This is a genomic window from Polynucleobacter hallstattensis, from assembly GCF_018881835.1.
Classification (GTDB): Bacteria; Pseudomonadota; Gammaproteobacteria; order Burkholderiales; family Burkholderiaceae; genus Polynucleobacter; species Polynucleobacter hallstattensis.
Genome location: NZ_JACVPO010000002.1, coordinates 96,120 through 111,662, shown reverse-complemented (window position 1 = coordinate 111,662; position 15,543 = coordinate 96,120). Strand labels below are relative to the sequence as shown.

Sequence of the window (15,543 nt, the reverse complement as noted above, 5' to 3'; positions counted from 1 at the left end):
TTTAATGAACATCTCTATTTTGCGCCTCGTTTCATACGCTCTAGCAACAGCAGTATTGGGAATTATTTTCTCCGCATACTTTGCACCAGAGTTAACGGTCGCAATTACCAATCAAGTGTGGGCACTGTGTGGTTGGTAATCAGTGGATAATGAAAGTTGTCCTATCATCTTTTTTATACAACGTTTTACTTTTTTTTCAATCTTGCCGTAGCACAATGGATAGTGCACATGCCTCCTAAGCGTGGGATACAGGTTCGATTCCTGTCGGCGGGACCACTTCTCAATCAGAACTTATCCACAGCTTGTGTGGATAAATACCCAAAAGTTTTCGTAAGTCGCAGATTTGTATAGAGTGACCTAGCTTGCTTAATTTATGAGCATCCACCTCCAAGAAAAAATGTATGTAAACAGTTGTTGACAATTTAAATTCATTGATAAATATTCAGAGCAATTTTTTGATATTTTTAATATCTCTTACACTTAGAGCATGCAAAAGCTCACAACTAGCACCATCGCCGCCTTAGAGGAAATGCTCCAAAATACGGCAAGGCCAGCTCCGCCAGATTACTTACCCATCCATTTCTTGGGCGGCTATACCGCTGGACAGCTTATTGGGCACTTGGATCCTGATTTCACGAGCTATTTACAAGAATCTTTGGGCGCAAACTCGATCCCTTATATCGAGATTGGCCACGATCGCCTAACAATTCATCATGCAAGGCCCTTGGCTCTCTCCGAGAGTCTTTCGATAATGGCCGATCGGATGCGTCAAGGCGGGCTAATTCTGGGCTGGAGGAATGAGGATTTTGCTTGGATTGACCAAAACGGTCATGAATACTTCCGATTAGAACGCTCTGCCTTCCGTGCTTTTGGCTTTCGAAGCATGGCAACTCATATCAATGGCTATACCAAGGCCGGCAATCTATGGCTTGGGCGTCGAAGCGAAACCAAATCTACAGACCCTGGCCGTCTGGATAACCTCGCTGCAGGCGGTATAGGGGCGGATGAAACCCCTTGGGTCAATGCCCGCAGGGAGTTATGGGAAGAAGCTGGGGTACCACCCCAGATTTCTAATCAAATTGAGCCCGTGGGTGGTATACACATGCGCCGCCCGATACTAGGACGGGGATTTCATGATGAGCAGCTCTATATTTATGACCTAGAACTCGCGGATCACTTTGTACCTACGAATCATGATGGAGAAGTGAGTGGTTTTATTGAAATCTCGCTTTCAGAGGCTGCAGCCCGTATTTTGGCCGATGAATTCACTAGCGATGCTGCCTTTGTGACTGCGGATTTCATTTTGCGCAATACCAGAGCGGGCTGAATTCGTCCAAATTGGATTTCAGCACTTGATTTTCATCGCCCAGCTTTAAGGCATTTCGTGGTTAAATAAGATCTAAGGATGAAACAGGGGTGCCCTTGAGTGATTTTTGCTACGAGGCGCTGAGAAAGACCCTATAACCCGATCCAGGTAATGCTGGCGTGGGGAGTTTTCCACCAGACCGTCACCCGGTTTCGTCCATCTAAAAACAGTCAGGAGATGGACATGAGCGATACCAACACAAAAGCAAAACAAGAAATTCCTAGCTTAAAAAGCTTAGAGCGTGACTTTGGCCAAAAATTTGCCTACCCCGCCTCTACTAAAACTTATCTAGAGGGTTCGCGTCCAGATATCAAAGCGCCGATTCGCATGATCGAGCAATTATCAACACGCGTTGGTGAAGAAATGGTACCCAATCCCCCTGTGCCAGTTTATGACACATCAGGCCCTTATAGCGACCCAGAGATCGTGATCAATCTTGAAAAAGGTTTACCTTTATTGCGCAAGAACTGGATCGATGAACGTGGTGACACAGTGCAGTTAGCGGGACCAAGCTCTGAGTATGGTGTTGCCCGCTCACAAGATGCGGCTACACAGAATTTGCGTTTTGCCCATATTAATCCACCGCGCGTCGCTAAAGCGGGTCAGAATGTAAGTCAAATGTATTACGCCCGCAAAGGCATCGTGACTCCTGAAATGGAATACGTTGCTCTGCGTGAATCCATGGGTCTTGAGCAATTGCGTCAGAATCCAGAATACAAACAACTGCTTAAGCAACACCCAGGTAAGAGCTATGGCGCAAATCTACCTGACATCGTTACCGGTGAATTTGTGCGCTCTGAAATCGCTGCCGGTCGTGCGATTATTCCAGCCAATATTAATCACCCTGAACTAGAGCCAATGATTATCGGCCGCAACTTCCGCGTGAAGATTAACGGCAACTTGGGTAACTCTGCTGTGACTTCTTCTATCAATGAGGAAGTAGAAAAAATGGTGTGGTCAATTCGTTGGGGCGCAGACACCATCATGGATCTTTCTACAGGCAAGCATATTCATGAAACTCGTGAGTGGATTATTCGTAACTCACCTGTTCCGATTGGTACAGTACCAATCTACCAAGCGCTCGATAAGACTGGTGGTATTGCAGAAGACCTCACCTGGGAAATGTTCCGCGACACCTTGGTAGAGCAAGCTGAGCAAGGTGTGGACTACTTCACCATTCATGCTGGCGTATTACTGCGCTATGTTCCTTTAACGGCTGACCGTATTACTGGCATCGTCTCTCGTGGTGGCTCCATCATGGCGAAGTGGTGCTTAGCTCACCATAAAGAAAACTTCCTCTATACGAAGTTTGATGAAATTTGCGAGATTATGAAAGCCTATGACGTGTCATTTAGTTTGGGTGACGGCTTGCGTCCTGGCTGTATTGCTGACTCCAATGATGCCGCGCAGTTTGGCGAGTTGCACACCCTTGGTGAACTCACTGCCAAAGCCTGGAAGCATGATGTGCAAGTCATGATCGAAGGCCCTGGTCACGTGCCAATGCAGCGCATTGAAGAAAATATGACTGAAGAGTTGAAGCACTGCTTAGAGGCGCCCTTCTATACTCTCGGACCATTGATTACCGATATCGCTCCTGGTTACGATCACATCACCAGTGGTATCGGTGCAGCTCAAATTGGCTGGTACGGTACAGCAATGCTTTGCTATGTCACACCAAAAGAGCATTTAGGTTTGCCGGATAAAGAAGATGTCCGAACCGGCATCATCACTTACAAAATTGCAGCTCATGGTGCAGACTTGGCTAAAGGTTTACCAGGCGCTCAAGTACGAGATAACGCTTTATCCAAAGCCCGCTTTGAGTTCCGCTGGGAAGATCAATTTAATTTGGGCTTAGACCCTGAGCGTGCTCGCGAGTATCACGATGCTACCTTGCCAGCAGAAGGCGCGAAGATTGCGCACTTCTGCTCAATGTGTGGACCGAAGTTCTGCTCGATGAAGATCACTCAGGAAGTGCGTGACTACGCTGCCACATTAGATGCGGATGGCAATCCTAAGTCGAAAGTCATTCCGATTACTGCAGAAGCCTCTACTGATCCACAAAAAGGCATGGAAGAGATGTCAGCTGAGTTTCGTAAGCGCGGTAGCGAGATTTATCAGTAAGTGAGTCACGGATTCTCAAACGGCAAATACGCCATCGTTGGCGCCGGCCTCATGGGTCGGCTGCTAGCGGTCGCACTTGCTAAGCGCGGCGCCCAAGTAGAGCTGTTTGAGAAAGGTGGCTCTGATGGCAACTTAGCTGCAGCTCGAATTGCGGCTGCTATGTTGGCTCCATTAGCAGAGTCTGCTATTACCGAAGATAACGTCGTGCGTATGGGTGTTCATAGCTTGCCACGCTGGAAGCAACTCATCAATGAATTAGCGAAGCCGGTATTCTTTCAACAAGATGGCACTTTGATCTTATGGCATCGGCAAGATGCTAGTGATGCAGAACGTTTTTCCTCCCATCTAGAGAGAAATTGCGATCACAATCAGGCGCTGTCAAAACCAATTCATTTAGATAGTCAGTCTCTTGCAGAAATCGAGCCCGGTGTTGCTGAACGCTTTACCCAAGGCCTCTATCTTCCCAATGAAGGCCAGCTTGATAACCGTCAATTGCTAGAGGCTTTGTTAGTTGAGCTGACTTTGATGAAGGTGCCTTGTCACTGGAATCAGGCTGCTGATCCTGAGCTACTGCGAACTCAAAAGAATGGCTTTGAATGGGTGATTGATTGTCGTGGCCTTGGCGCTAAGGATTCTTGGAGGGATGCCAGTAGATCCTCTAAAGATTTACGAGGAGTGCGTGGTGAAGTAATTCGCCTCTATGCGCCTGAAGTAAAGCTGCTTCGCCCTACTCGCCTAATCCATCCGCGCTATCCAATTTATATCGCCCCTAAAGAGGATGATGTCTACGTTGTTGGCGCAACAGAAATTGAATCTGAAGATCTTTCCCCCATGAGTGTGCGCTCCGCTCTGGAATTACTTAGTGCGGTTTATACCGTTCATAGCGGCTTTGCTGAAGCGCGTATTTTGGAAATGGCAACACAATGTCGCCCTACACTTAAAGATAATCTGCCAGAGATCGCTGTTGATCGAAAACCAAACCAAGCTGGACTCATGATGATCAATGGACTCTATCGACATGGCTTCATGATTTCACCAGCGATTCTGGATTGCGCATTAGAAGTATTGGATTCAGGATCTAGTAGCACAGCTAATGACTTAGGTCTTCAGGTGACAGCTTCTGTCGAGCAGGAGCTAAGTACATGCGCATAATGGTGAATCAAGTTGCCAAAGAGGTTCCGGATCAATGCACGATTGATGATGTGCTGCAACTCATCGATGCCAAACCACCCTTTGCCGTTGCTATCAACTATGAATTTGTTCCTAAGACCAAGCATGCAGAAGAAGTGCTCCGTGAGGGCGATGAGATGGAAGTCATTGCACCAGTCACTGGCGGTTAATTCAGTAACTATTACATTCAGAAATATATCTAGACAAAAGTAATTAATCAACATGACAGCCCCATTACCAAACTCTTTAAATATGGCCGATCCATTGGTGCTGTATGGCGAGATCTTTGCTAGTCGCTTATTACTAGGAACCTCGCGTTATCCCTCTCCACAGGTATTGGAAAATGCAGTGAAGCAATCCAATCCCGGAATGATTACGGTAAGCCTGCGTCGGCAAGGCACTTCTACAACTGAAGCGCATTCCGGCTTTTGGGATCTCTTGAAGAAAATGGCTGTGCCAGTTTTACCGAATACCGCTGGATGTCATAGCCCTAAAGAGGTCATCGCAACAGCGCAGATGGCGCGTGAGGTTTTTGAGACTAGTTGGATTAAGTTAGAGCTCATCGGCGATGACTATACCTTGCAACCCGATACCTTACGTTTAGTGTCTACAGCAGAAACTTTAATTAAAGATGGTTTTAAGGTCTTACCTTATTGCACTGAAGATCTGATCTTATGCCAACGCTTAGTGGATGTGGGATGCCAGGCAGTGATGCCGTGGGCTGCTCCAATTGGTACTGGACAGGGCCCTTTAAATCCTTATGCACTAAAACTCTTACGTGACCGCTTACAGGTTCCGCTTCTGGTGGATGCTGGTTTGGGTCTTCCCTCGCATGCGTGCAGTGTGATGGAGTGGGGTTTTGATGGTGTCTTACTCAACACGGCTGTTGCGCTAGCGGATGATCCAGTGGCTATGGCTAAAGCATTTGCGATGTCAGTCAGTGCTGGTCGCACTGCCTACCTCTCCGGCACCATGCAAGCCCAACAGTCCGCCCAAGCTAGCACGCCTTTGGTTGGCACGCCTTTTTGGCATCAAAGTTAAAAAGTCAAATAGATGAGCTTAGTGCGCGACCTTGCAGATCAAATTGTTGCAGCCCATGGCAAGGATGAAGTGTGCTTACCGATTCCAGAGTACAGCATCTCATTACCCCCACCAAAAATTGATAATGAACATGCTGCAGATCACTATGAGCTGGCAGGCGCACTTGCATCGATTGAGATGGGCTTTATCGAATGTGATGCCAAAGTATTAGGTAAAGCTTGGTCACGCATGGTTCACCAAGATGGTGGATTTAACCCACTGAAATGGCCTTCTAGACCTGAACATTTTGATTTGCTCCCTTGGACACGCAACATGAACCCCAATGCTTTTGCAGAGTGTCCTCAGCGCTTGGGTTTATATGCCGTAATGCCTGATGCTGATTGGGTAAAACGATCAATTGAGGCTGAAGTGCCAACAGTGCAACTGCGCCTCAAATCAGATGATCGTAGACTGATCCGTAAACAGATTGCGCAATCTGTTGAAGCAGTCAAAGGCAGCAAGACTTTGCTCTTTATTAATGATTATTGGCAAGAGTCGATTGAAGCTGGTGCCTACGGTGTTCATCTAGGGCAAGAAGATTTAGAAGTAGCGGATCTAGATGCGATTCGATCTGCAGGCCTACGCCTAGGTCTGAGTACTCACGGCTATGCTGAGATGGTTCATGCAGATCGCTTCTGCCCGAGTTATATCGCCATGGGTGCAGTCTTTGCAACCAATCTGAAAAAGATGGCTACCGCTCCGCAAGGCTTGGGACGTTTATATAAATATGCTCAATTGATGAATCACTATCCTTTAGTGGCTATTGGCGGCATTGATGAAAGCAGTATTCATGCAGTAGCACAAAGCGGCGTTGGTTCGGTTGCGGTTGTCAGGGCAATCAATGGGTCGAGTGATCCAAAAGCAGCAGTCAAGAGACTGCAAGAACTCATGAAAACCTAACCCTTAATCCTAAGTCTTTCATCTTTCATCCTTAATACTTACCCTCTTCTTCTGGCAATGCAGTTGGGTAAAAATCATGCATGTGCCATAAAGGTCCTGGACCCTCACCTATACTTAAGAAGCGGCCTTTCTCGAGCCCCGCCTCAACATAAGAAATTGCCTTAGCAACTGCATGAGAAAGATCGTGACCATCAGCTAAATAAGTCGCGATAGCAGACGATAGCGAGCAGCCAGTGCCATGGGTGTTAGGCGTGTCAACACGGTAGTGCTTAAATTCTTTTGATTGAACCACTTCAAGACCATCTTCAATAGTTCGCCACATCAGAAAATCTGTCAGCTGAGTATGGCTAGCATCCAGATGCCCTCCCTTGATCAAAACTGCCTGACAGCCCATCTCGAGCAACTCTTCTGCCGCCATCTTGAAGTCCTTCACTCCTTCGAGCTCACGACCCAAGAGCAAGCCCGCCTCTTCTAAATTAGGAGTGATTAAGCTTGCCATTGGAAATAGCTCTTTAATCATGGCCTGAGCGGTATCGTCTCCACCAAGACTGGCGCCTGAAGTAGCTCTGAGCACAGGATCTAGGACAATTCTTTTGGCTCCATGGCGCTTGAGAGCCGACGCCACAGTGCGAACGATTTCTGGACTAGCTAACATGCCGATCTTGACGATGTCCACCCCAATATCCATAAATACCGCATCAATCTGAGCTTCAACCACATCAAGATCAATATCCTGAATACGGCTCACCCCCAAAGTATTCTGGGCTGTGATAGCGGTGATCACCGTCATCCCATATCCACCAAGGGCTGTGATGACTTTAAGGTCGGCTTGTATGCCAGCGCCACCGCCACTATCGGACCCAGCGATAGTCAATACTTTAGGGATCTGTACAGAACTTGGAGTAGATGATTTCATCTTGCTATAATATCGGCTTATTCCTCGATAGCTCAGCGGTAGAGCAGCAGACTGTTAATCTGTTGGTCCGTGGTTCGATCCCACGTCGAGGAGCCAAATTAGAACCCTGTATGCCTAATAGCTACAGGGTTTTTTATTAGCGGGCCATCATGTAAGATTTAATTTAAACACTCTTAGATAGGATAAAAAATGACGAATGCATACACTTTTATCTGCCTTTTCCTCATCTTTGGTTCAAGCTTTGGTTTTACTACTTATTCAAAACGACACCTATTTAGTGAAGGGCCTCGCAAGGCAAAGGACTCTGATCAAACCTCCCCTCTAGAAGGTCGTATTTTTTGGATCATGCTTTGTACTCTGCTCTGGCCAATCATGGTCATCACAGGAATCAATACGGCTTGGATACTTTTTAAACGTAAACAGCAATCTCAAAAGTAATTCCCAAATAAAAAACCACCCGAAAGTAGTTTTTTGCTTTTATAGCTAAGGCGAGATTACTGAACTTAGATCAACCCTTTTTTGCGCAGATTAGCCAAGCGATTATTTAGAGTCTTGATGGTGAGAAGATTGAGCTTGTCCCCCTCAGACCAATTACCCCCCTTCCACTCAATGCCTTCTGACGTGACATTGGCAAATGGCTCTTTACCCTCTTTTGCGTAGCCTTCCAAAATAGCAATGAGCGCTGGGCGATCATCCGATCCTCCGGCATCTTTAATAGCATCCAAGATTGGCTTAGTAATCGTATCGCCATAGGTGACTTTAGAGTCTGGATGTTTTGGTACCGCTGGCTCATCAAAGATATATTCATGAGGCCACTCAAATACATTTCTAGCGGAATTTTTTACTGACTCTGGGCTGACTGCACCGCCCTCGGGATTTTTGGGATCAGCCGGAAGATTTAATTCCACAATCCAGGCTTCGAATTCTGCGATACGGGCATAGCGTTTTTCTTCACTATCGCGCTTTTGCTCTTCTTGAGAGAGTAGCAAAGTGACCCAAGCCCAGGCGATGTCTTTAGGTATAGCAAACTCTTGTGCCAAGATACCGCTCGCTTTTTTTAGGATGGGTTTGGATGTGAGTTTTGTCATTGCGTTCTTTCTGCATTCTTTAGTGGATGCCCTCAATTCAAGGTGAAAAGGCTCGCCACAGACCCCCGTAGCATACTCTTCATTAGAAGGGATCGAACCCAAAAAAAGCTTTTTAATCTCCCGGAACCCAGTTGCCACTTGCTCTGTTATGCTTTTAACACTGAATTAATAATCATCATTAGAATGAATTTAGTAAACAGGAGATAGCTATGATTCAAAGTAAGCTTTTAAATGGATTTATTCGTATACCCCTATTCTTTGCGGCAGTGATAGCCTTATTGATTGGCACTAGCCATATAGCCCTCGCTCAATCAGACTATCCTAATAAGCCAATACGTTTTGTTGTTCCCTTTCCTGCTGGCGGGGCAACCGATAACATTGCCAGACCGCTCCAAAACGAGCTATTAAATACCGTAAAGTGGAATGTCATCATTGACAATAAGCCAGGTGCCGGTGGCAATATTGGCGCGGAAATAGTTTCTAAATCGGCCCCGGATGGCTATACCTGGCTCATGGCATCCGTGGGCACGCATGGCATTAATCTACCTCTCTACACCCAAGGCGGCGGCAAATTACCATTTGATCCGATCAAGGATTTCACACCCATTACATTAGTAGCAGAGCTGCCTAACGTCTTAGTTCTGAATCCTGAATTTGCTGCTAAAAACAAAATCAATAGCGTGAATGACTTGATTGCCTACGCCAGAGCTAACCCAGGTAAAGTCAACATGGCTTCAAGTGGTAATGGCACCTCGATTCATATGGCTGGAGAGCTATTTAAATCTATGACAAAAACCTATATGGTTCACTTGCCCTACCGAGGAAGTCCTCCAGCTGTGACGGATTTAATGGCTGGAAATGTCGACATCATGTTCGACAATCTTCCCTCTTCGATTAACTACATACGTGCTGGTCGCTTAAAAGCCTTAGCCGTTACCACCTCGAAGCGCTCGCCTGCATTTCCAGACCTGCCAACTATTGCTGAGGCAGCAAACTTACCAGGCTATGAAGCAACTTCTTGGTTCGGTGTTGTCGGTCCCGCAAATATGCCAGCTGATGTTCTCAATAAAGATAGCGCTGTACTGATGGCTGCCATCAATAGTCCTGCTGTAAAAGAAAAATATTTAGCAATGGGTGCACAGCCTGTTGGTAATACACCTGCCCAATTCTCCGCTTTCATTAAAAATGAAATTACCAAGTGGACAAAAGTTGTTAAAGATTCTGGAGCAAAAGTAGATTAAGCTTCAGAGAGTCAACTTACTTAAAGAGGAGCCAAGCTCCTCTTTTTTATTTCCCCAATTGAGAAAGCAGTTTAGTTGGGGTAATCACTTCTGGATCTAAGACTAGTTCAATCAAAGCACCTTTTTTACTAGCCAGTGCCTTTGCAAATGCAGGTGCAAATTCCTCGGTCTTGCTGACTCTAAAACCAGGTATTCCAAAGCTATCTGCAAACTTCACAAAATCAGGATTGGTTAAGCCAGTCGCAATCACGCGAGACTTAAACTCTCTTTCTTGATGCATGCGGATAGTGCCGAGCATACTATTATTCACTACCAAAACAATTGGGTAAGCATCGTAGCGAGCAGCTGTAGCTAGCTCTTGGCAGTTCATCATAAAGTCACCGTCACCACAAACTGCAATAACCACTTTTTCTGGACTAGCAATCTTTGCAGCAATTGCTGCGGGAAGACCATAGCCCATTGATCCATTAGCGGGTGCTAATTGGGTTTTGTATGCTCCATAGGGATAAAAACGATGTACCCAAGTTGCAAAATTGCCAGCACCATTAGTAATGATTGCATCACGCGGTATCAGATCAGGCAATGAGTCCATGATGAACGCCAATTGCAGATCACCGGCAACCGTGACAGGACTCGAGAAAGCGAGATACTCTTCATGAGCCTGCTTCATGGCGGTGCGATCATGATGAGCATTCATCTTTACCATTGTTAATGCTGAGCAGAAATTCTCTGGGCTGCAATTTAAGGCAAAGTCAGGTCGATAGACACGGCCTAACTCTTCCGGGCCCGACAGTACGTGAATTAATGTTGCTTTTGCTTGAGGCACAGTCAATATGCTGTAACCAGCAGTTGTCATCTCTCCGAGGCGCTCTCCGATGACCAATAAGACATCTGCCTCTTGAATACGCTTTACCAAAGCAGGATTGGCACCAATGCCTAGATCACCTGCAAAAGCAGGATCCAGATTATCAATTACATCTTGAGAGCGAAAACTTGTTGCAACTGGTATGGCCTGCGCGTTTGCCCAAGAACGTAAAGCTTCGCATGCAGTGGCATTCCAATTACCACCGCCAGCGATCACCATTGGATTTTTAGCAGAGGCAAAAGAAAGCATTGCTTGATCAAAACTGTGAAGATCTAAGCCTGGCTGAACGATATGGGCAGCTTTGACTGGGTTTTCTTGACCAGTCATGTACAACACATCCTCCGGTAAAGCCAATACAACTGGGCCTTTTCGACCAGCCTGAGCCACATGAAAAGCATGTGAAACAAATTCATCAATCCGATCGACGCGATCGATGCTACCAACCCATTTTGCACATTCTGAATACATGCGACGATAGTCAATTTCCTGGAAGGCCTCACGCTCAACCATGTCAGTCCCAACTTGTCCGACCAGTAAAACCATCGGAGTTGAGTCTTGATAAGCCGCATGCATTCCAATCATGGCATTCGAGGCGCCAGGCCCGCGAGTAACCATTAAGACGCCGGGCTGGCCTGTTAATTTTCCATAGGCCTCTGCCATATAGGCTGCGCCACCTTCTTGTCGACAAGTAATAAATCGAAAATCAGGGTGATCAACCAAGCCATTTAATAGAGGCAGGAAGCTCTCGCCAGGAACACCAAAAGCAATATCTACACCCTGCCTTGCTAATGCATTTGCGAGGATTTGGCCACCATTTAGCACTTTACTTGGGGTCTCCATGATGTTGATCGGCTTTCTAAAGATTTTGGATTTGCATGACGAGTATCAGAAAGTTATCACACTTTATCTAATAATGGAGTCGATAGGACAGTCCATTGAAGAGGCTGATCAGTCCCAGCGACTGCCCTATACTGCATTCACTTATAACCAATAAATCAATTTAATTGGAGGCTTAGCAATGAGACTATTTAGTTATCGAGATTCAAGTGGCCAAGACGGTGTGGGGGCCCTTTTAGTGGGGAGCGCTAATAGCTTCATTAATCTATCTGCCACAGATTCATTGATACCCAATAGCTTACAAGCAATTATTGAATCACCAGCAGCCTTAAAGCTTGCAGCAGCAGCGATCCAAAATTCAAAGGCAATTAAAGGAGAGATAGACGCTATCACTTTTAGATCACCCATAGAGAGACCTGGAAAAATTATCTGTATGGGCCTGAACTACGCTGACCACGCAAAAGAAGGTGGTAATGCCAGACCTGAATACCCCAGCTTTTTTATGCGCGGTCCCAGCTCATTAACAGCGCATTTAAGCCCCATCATTCGACCTCAGGTTTCGGATAAGTTAGATTACGAAGCGGAACTCGCCTTTGTGGTTGGTAAAAAGGCGCGTAATCTGACTTTAGATAATGCTTTGGAATGTGTAGCTGGATACAGCATTTTTAATGATGGCAGTATTCGAGATTACCAACGTAAAACTACCCAATGGGCCATTGGTAAAAACTTTGATCAAACTGGTGCTTTTGGACCATGGCTAGTGACGCCAGATGAGCTTCCCCTCGGCTGCGATGGCTTGAAAATTCAGTCTCGTTTAAATGGTCAAGTCATGCAAAACGCCAATACCAAAGACTTTTTATGGAACGTGGCAGAGACTATCGTGCTGATAACCGAGTGCATGACGCTGGAGCCTGGCGATCTGGTCATTACAGGAACCCCAGCTGGCGTTGGCTATGCAAGGACACCCCCTGTTTTTATGAAACCAGGGGATATTTGTGAGATTGAAATTGAATCTATTGGAATACTGCGTAACCCTATAGCGGATGAGTAATCGAGCTCATACTCTCAATTGCCCCTAAATTAGCCAAAAAGAGCCGGTAAGCAGGCTTTGTCTGTTAGCAGAACATCTCGGTAGACCTTAAAATAGCATCATGACCAAGATTCCAGAACTTCTCGCCCCTGCCGGCAGCCTCTCCATGCTGCGCACTGCCTTTGACTTTGGTGCCGACGCCATTTATGCCGGGCAACCGCGTTATTCCCTACGAGTGCGCAATAACGACTTTGGGAAAATGGAGACGCTCAAAGAGGGTATTGATACTGCTCATGCTTTGGGTAAGAAGTTTTATCTCGTATCCAACCTTCTGCCTCATGGCGGTAAGACGCGTACTTACATTAAAGATATGGATCCCGTAGTGGCATTAAAGCCTGATGCAATGATCATGTCAGATCCAGGTCTCATCATGATGGCTAGAGAAGCTTGGCCAGATATGCCGATTCATTTATCGGTTCAGGCAAATACAGTCAATGGCGCCTCTGCAAAATTCTGGCGCTCTGTTGGTATCAGTCGAGTCATTTTGTCACGAGAACTATCTTTTGATGAAATCGAAGAAGTTCGTCAAGACTGTCCAGAAATGGAATTAGAAGTTTTTGTACATGGCGCTTTGTGTATTGCCTACTCCGGTCGCTGCCTACTATCTGGCTACATGTCTCATCGTGACTCTAACCAAGGCGCCTGCACTAATGCCTGTCGCTGGGATTACAAGGTCAAGCCCGGACAACAAAATACCAGCGGTGACGTAGTTCTTCTTCAGGAGGCCCGTCGTCCAGATGATTTAATGCCGATGGAAGAAGATGAGCACGGCACTTACATCATGAACTCGAAAGATTTGCGTGCCATTGAACATATCGAACGCTTGACCAAGATGGGTGTGGACTCATTCAAGATTGAGGGTCGCACCAAGTCGCCCTATTACGTTTCTCGTACATGCCAATCCTATCGCACTGCGATTGATGATGCAGTGGCCGGTCGCCCCATGAATATGTCTCTCATCGGAAATTTAGAGGGCCTTGCAAACCGTGGCTATACCGATGGTTTCTATGAACGTCATCACGATAAAGAGTATCAACTCTATATGCGTGGTCACTCTCTCTCGGGTAGAAGTTTATATGTTGGTGAGACCTTAGAGATCGATGAAGCTTCAGGTCGCGTCAAGGTAGATGTAAAAAATCGTTTCTCGCTCGGTGATAAGTTAGAAATCATTGAACCCGAGGGGAATCAAGATATGGTCTTGGATGCCATGTGGAATCTCAAAAATGAGCCCATTGATGTTGCCCCTGGCTCAGGTCACTTTGTGTGGATTCAATTGCCACTCAAGAGTAAGCATGCATTTATAGCGCGCTACACCCAAGAACCAGCGCCTGTTGAGGCGAGCTCTTGCAGCAACTGCTAATTGAGCACTTCAGAAAGTTTTTATGAGTGCGACGCCACCTAATTTTGCTCCTGCACATGGCTTTAAAGAAAAAGCTAAAGCAGAATTTATCAAAGCATTTCAGTTAACAATTTACTTTGGATCTTGGTTTTGCGCTCTTGCCTTTTTAGCGGCAACCTCATTAGATGAGAGGCCGATTCCTTTATCTATCTTTGGCTTTGCTTTATTCAAAGCGGCAATCTGCGCTAAATTCATGTTGATCGCTCAGGCTGCATATCCAATTAAAGTCAATGAGAAACACGGGATCGTCAGCTCACTACTCATAGAGTCTCTCGTTTATCTTCTGGTTGTTTTGGGCTTAAATTATTTAGAGGCTGGAGTTCATGGATTAATTCATGGAAAAGCGTTTTTGATCTCCATGACTGAATTTGGACAATCCAATCCCTTGCGCGTAGTGGCTATGTCGATTGTGTACTGGTTAATTGTGTGGCCTTATTTACTCTTAACTGGGATGACCATCATGCTTGGCAGCAATGCTACTCTGAAGATTTTGTTTGGTGATAAATCAAAACTCAACTAATCTGACTTGAGTGATGTAACTCGGATGATTAATTTCTCCTGCCTTACTCAAGGTCGAGCTTTTGCAATAGGCACTTGGCTATTTCTCACTTCAGGCGCTTTACTACCAACCCTATCTCATTCCCAAGAAATCGAAGCACGCACTTATTCCAATGCACCTGTTGGGATTAACTTCATTAGCGCTGGGGTTGCACAAGCAAAGGCCGGTAATTACACGCTAACTAGTGAAGTCATGGGTCTGACCCATATCTTTGATGCAGGGGGTCAATCCGGCAAGCTCACTCTAGTGCTTCCTTATGGTCAACTGACTGGATCGAGTTCGATTGGTGGGCGCACAGTGAATGCCAGTACCGAGGGATTATCAGATCCACTGATCAAGGCAGCAATTAACCTTTATGGTGCTCCAGCATTAACGCTAGATCAATTTAAGAGTTATCAGCAAGATGTGATTGTTGGGGTCAGTCTTGCAGCATCAGTGCCATGGGGCAAGTACGACGACAATCAACTCATTAATGTGGGCGCAAATCGTTGGTTTATCCAACCAGGTCTAGGAGTATCTAAGGCGCTTGGTCCCTGGAGATTTGAGCTCGCCGGTGCTGGTATTTTCTACACCAGCAATACCGACTTCATGGGTGGTAACTCGCTATCTCAAAACCCAGTTTACTCAACACAAACACACGCGATTTATTACTTTCAGAATACTGCTTGGATCTCAGCAGATGCTACCTACTTTATTGGTGGGCAATCCTATCTCAATGGCAACCTGATTAACGGCAGTCAAGAAAATTGGCGCTTTGGCACAACGATGTCCTACCCAGTAAATAAACATCATTCGATTCGACTATCGGCGAGCACAGGTGTGTACTCGAGAACCAATAATAGTTATGACTTATATGGGATTTCTTGGCAATACCGCTTTGGCGGTGGCCTATAGTTTTTTTGTTTATTTAT

At 46.0% G+C, this 15,543-nt stretch carries 16 protein-coding genes, 2 tRNA genes and 1 riboswitch; of the genes, 15 read left to right on the top strand and 3 right to left on the bottom strand.

The window, feature by feature from the left end; translation table 11 throughout:
• Positions 1–4: 4 nt before the first annotated feature.
• The 8 genes from ICN26_RS11030 to ICN26_RS07005 all read left to right on the top strand — a co-directional run bounded on the left by ICN26_RS11030 (position 5) and on the right by ICN26_RS07005 (position 6,637).
• Positions 5–139: a hypothetical protein gene (locus tag ICN26_RS11030; RefSeq protein ID WP_255534428.1), complete on the top strand. Its 135-nt coding sequence runs from the start codon at positions 5–7 to the stop codon at positions 137–139.
• Between the two features lie 62 nt (positions 140–201).
• A tRNA-Arg gene (locus ICN26_RS07035) sits at positions 202–276 on the top strand.
• A gap of 211 nt (positions 277–487) precedes the next feature.
• Entirely contained in the window at positions 488–1,327 is an 840-nt protein-coding gene (locus ICN26_RS07030) for an NUDIX hydrolase (RefSeq protein ID WP_216267778.1), read from the top strand.
• Between the two features lie 75 nt (positions 1,328–1,402).
• Positions 1,403–1,509, top strand: a riboswitch (TPP riboswitch).
• Positions 1,510–1,549: 40 nt separating this feature from the next.
• Positions 1,550–3,487 (top strand): phosphomethylpyrimidine synthase ThiC, encoded by a 1,938-nt coding sequence (gene thiC, locus ICN26_RS07025; protein WP_216860397.1) that lies wholly within the window; start codon positions 1,550–1,552, stop codon positions 3,485–3,487.
• Complete coding sequence (locus ICN26_RS07020; RefSeq protein ID WP_369411806.1) at positions 3,488–4,639, top strand: FAD-dependent oxidoreductase; 1,152 nt, start codon at positions 3,488–3,490, stop codon at positions 4,637–4,639.
• Complete coding sequence (gene thiS, locus ICN26_RS07015) at positions 4,630–4,827, top strand: sulfur carrier protein ThiS (protein ID WP_216267777.1); 198 nt, start codon at positions 4,630–4,632, stop codon at positions 4,825–4,827. Before ICN26_RS07020 ends, thiS begins: the two co-directional genes overlap by 10 nt.
• Positions 4,828–4,879: 52 nt before the next feature.
• Positions 4,880–5,698 (top strand): thiazole synthase, encoded by an 819-nt coding sequence (locus ICN26_RS07010; protein ID WP_216267776.1) that lies wholly within the window; start codon positions 4,880–4,882, stop codon positions 5,696–5,698.
• 12 nt (positions 5,699–5,710) lie between these two features.
• Complete coding sequence (locus tag ICN26_RS07005) at positions 5,711–6,637, top strand: thiamine phosphate synthase (protein WP_216267775.1); 927 nt, start codon at positions 5,711–5,713, stop codon at positions 6,635–6,637.
• Positions 6,638–6,668: 31 nt separating this feature from the next.
• On the opposite strand, the gene thiD is transcribed toward ICN26_RS07005, so the two are convergent.
• Positions 6,669–7,553, bottom strand: a complete 885-nt coding sequence (thiD, locus tag ICN26_RS07000) for a bifunctional hydroxymethylpyrimidine kinase/phosphomethylpyrimidine kinase (protein WP_216267774.1) — start codon at positions 7,551–7,553, stop codon at positions 6,669–6,671.
• Between the two features lie 21 nt (positions 7,554–7,574).
• Here thiD and ICN26_RS06995 point away from each other — a divergent pair.
• Positions 7,575–7,649: transfer RNA gene (locus ICN26_RS06995), tRNA-Asn, on the top strand.
• Positions 7,650–7,742: 93 nt separating this feature from the next.
• A complete protein-coding gene (locus tag ICN26_RS06990; protein WP_216267773.1) occupies positions 7,743–7,991 on the top strand; it encodes a hypothetical protein in 249 nt (82 codons plus the stop codon).
• Positions 7,992–8,056: 65 nt separating this feature from the next.
• On the opposite strand, the gene ICN26_RS06985 is transcribed toward ICN26_RS06990, so the two are convergent.
• Complete coding sequence (locus tag ICN26_RS06985; protein WP_216267772.1) at positions 8,057–8,641, bottom strand: hypothetical protein; 585 nt, start codon at positions 8,639–8,641, stop codon at positions 8,057–8,059.
• Positions 8,642–8,850: 209 nt separating this feature from the next.
• Here ICN26_RS06985 and ICN26_RS06980 point away from each other — a divergent pair, with 209 nt between their 5' ends.
• The gene (locus tag ICN26_RS06980) at positions 8,851–9,882 is read left to right on the top strand and encodes a Bug family tripartite tricarboxylate transporter substrate binding protein (protein ID WP_216267771.1); all 1,032 of its coding nucleotides are present in this window, start codon (positions 8,851–8,853) and stop codon (positions 9,880–9,882) included.
• Positions 9,883–9,928: 46 nt separating this feature from the next.
• On the opposite strand, the gene ICN26_RS06975 is transcribed toward ICN26_RS06980, so the two are convergent.
• Entirely contained in the window at positions 9,929–11,587 is a 1,659-nt protein-coding gene (locus tag ICN26_RS06975) for a thiamine pyrophosphate-binding protein (RefSeq protein ID WP_216267770.1), read from the bottom strand.
• 178 nt (positions 11,588–11,765) lie between these two features.
• Between ICN26_RS06975 and ICN26_RS06970 the strand changes: the two genes are divergently transcribed.
• The 4 genes from ICN26_RS06970 to ICN26_RS06955 all read left to right on the top strand — a co-directional run bounded on the left by ICN26_RS06970 (position 11,766) and on the right by ICN26_RS06955 (position 15,526).
• Positions 11,766–12,635 (top strand): fumarylacetoacetate hydrolase family protein, encoded by an 870-nt coding sequence (locus tag ICN26_RS06970; RefSeq protein ID WP_216267769.1) that lies wholly within the window; start codon positions 11,766–11,768, stop codon positions 12,633–12,635.
• Between the two features lie 100 nt (positions 12,636–12,735).
• The gene (locus tag ICN26_RS06965; RefSeq protein WP_216267768.1) at positions 12,736–14,034 is read left to right on the top strand and encodes a peptidase U32 family protein; all 1,299 of its coding nucleotides are present in this window, start codon (positions 12,736–12,738) and stop codon (positions 14,032–14,034) included.
• 22 nt (positions 14,035–14,056) lie between these two features.
• Positions 14,057–14,593: a hypothetical protein gene (locus ICN26_RS06960; RefSeq protein ID WP_216267767.1), complete on the top strand. Its 537-nt coding sequence runs from the start codon at positions 14,057–14,059 to the stop codon at positions 14,591–14,593.
• A gap of 6 nt (positions 14,594–14,599) precedes the next feature.
• Positions 14,600–15,526: a transporter gene (locus tag ICN26_RS06955; protein WP_216267766.1), complete on the top strand. Its 927-nt coding sequence runs from the start codon at positions 14,600–14,602 to the stop codon at positions 15,524–15,526.
• Positions 15,527–15,543: the final 17 nt, after the last annotated feature.

What these genes read in the sequence shown, in the direction of transcription:
- ICN26_RS07030 (WP_216267778.1), top strand. Translation starts at nt 488, where the DNA reads ATGCAAAAGCTCACAACTAGCACCATCGCCGCCTTAGAGGAAATGCTC.
- ICN26_RS06980 (WP_216267771.1), top strand. Translation starts at nt 8,851, where the DNA reads ATGATTCAAAGTAAGCTTTTAAATGGATTTATTCGTATACCCCTATTC.
- ICN26_RS06970 (WP_216267769.1), top strand. Translation starts at nt 11,766, where the DNA reads ATGAGACTATTTAGTTATCGAGATTCAAGTGGCCAAGACGGTGTGGGG.
- thiC (WP_216860397.1), top strand. Translation starts at nt 1,550, where the DNA reads ATGAGCGATACCAACACAAAAGCAAAACAAGAAATTCCTAGCTTAAAA.
- ICN26_RS07005 (WP_216267775.1), top strand. Translation starts at nt 5,711, where the DNA reads ATGAGCTTAGTGCGCGACCTTGCAGATCAAATTGTTGCAGCCCATGGC.
- ICN26_RS06975 (WP_216267770.1), bottom strand. Translation starts at nt 11,587, where the DNA reads ATGGAGACCCCAAGTAAAGTGCTAAATGGTGGCCAAATCCTCGCAAAT.
- thiD (WP_216267774.1), bottom strand. Translation starts at nt 7,553, where the DNA reads ATGAAATCATCTACTCCAAGTTCTGTACAGATCCCTAAAGTATTGACT.
- ICN26_RS11030 (WP_255534428.1), top strand. Translation starts at nt 5, where the DNA reads ATGAACATCTCTATTTTGCGCCTCGTTTCATACGCTCTAGCAACAGCA.
- ICN26_RS07010 (WP_216267776.1), top strand. Translation starts at nt 4,880, where the DNA reads ATGACAGCCCCATTACCAAACTCTTTAAATATGGCCGATCCATTGGTG.
- ICN26_RS06990 (WP_216267773.1), top strand. Translation starts at nt 7,743, where the DNA reads ATGACGAATGCATACACTTTTATCTGCCTTTTCCTCATCTTTGGTTCA.
- ICN26_RS06985 (WP_216267772.1), bottom strand. Translation starts at nt 8,641, where the DNA reads ATGACAAAACTCACATCCAAACCCATCCTAAAAAAAGCGAGCGGTATC.
- ICN26_RS06960 (WP_216267767.1), top strand. Translation starts at nt 14,057, where the DNA reads ATGAGTGCGACGCCACCTAATTTTGCTCCTGCACATGGCTTTAAAGAA.
- thiS (WP_216267777.1), top strand. Translation starts at nt 4,630, where the DNA reads ATGCGCATAATGGTGAATCAAGTTGCCAAAGAGGTTCCGGATCAATGC.
- ICN26_RS06965 (WP_216267768.1), top strand. Translation starts at nt 12,736, where the DNA reads ATGACCAAGATTCCAGAACTTCTCGCCCCTGCCGGCAGCCTCTCCATG.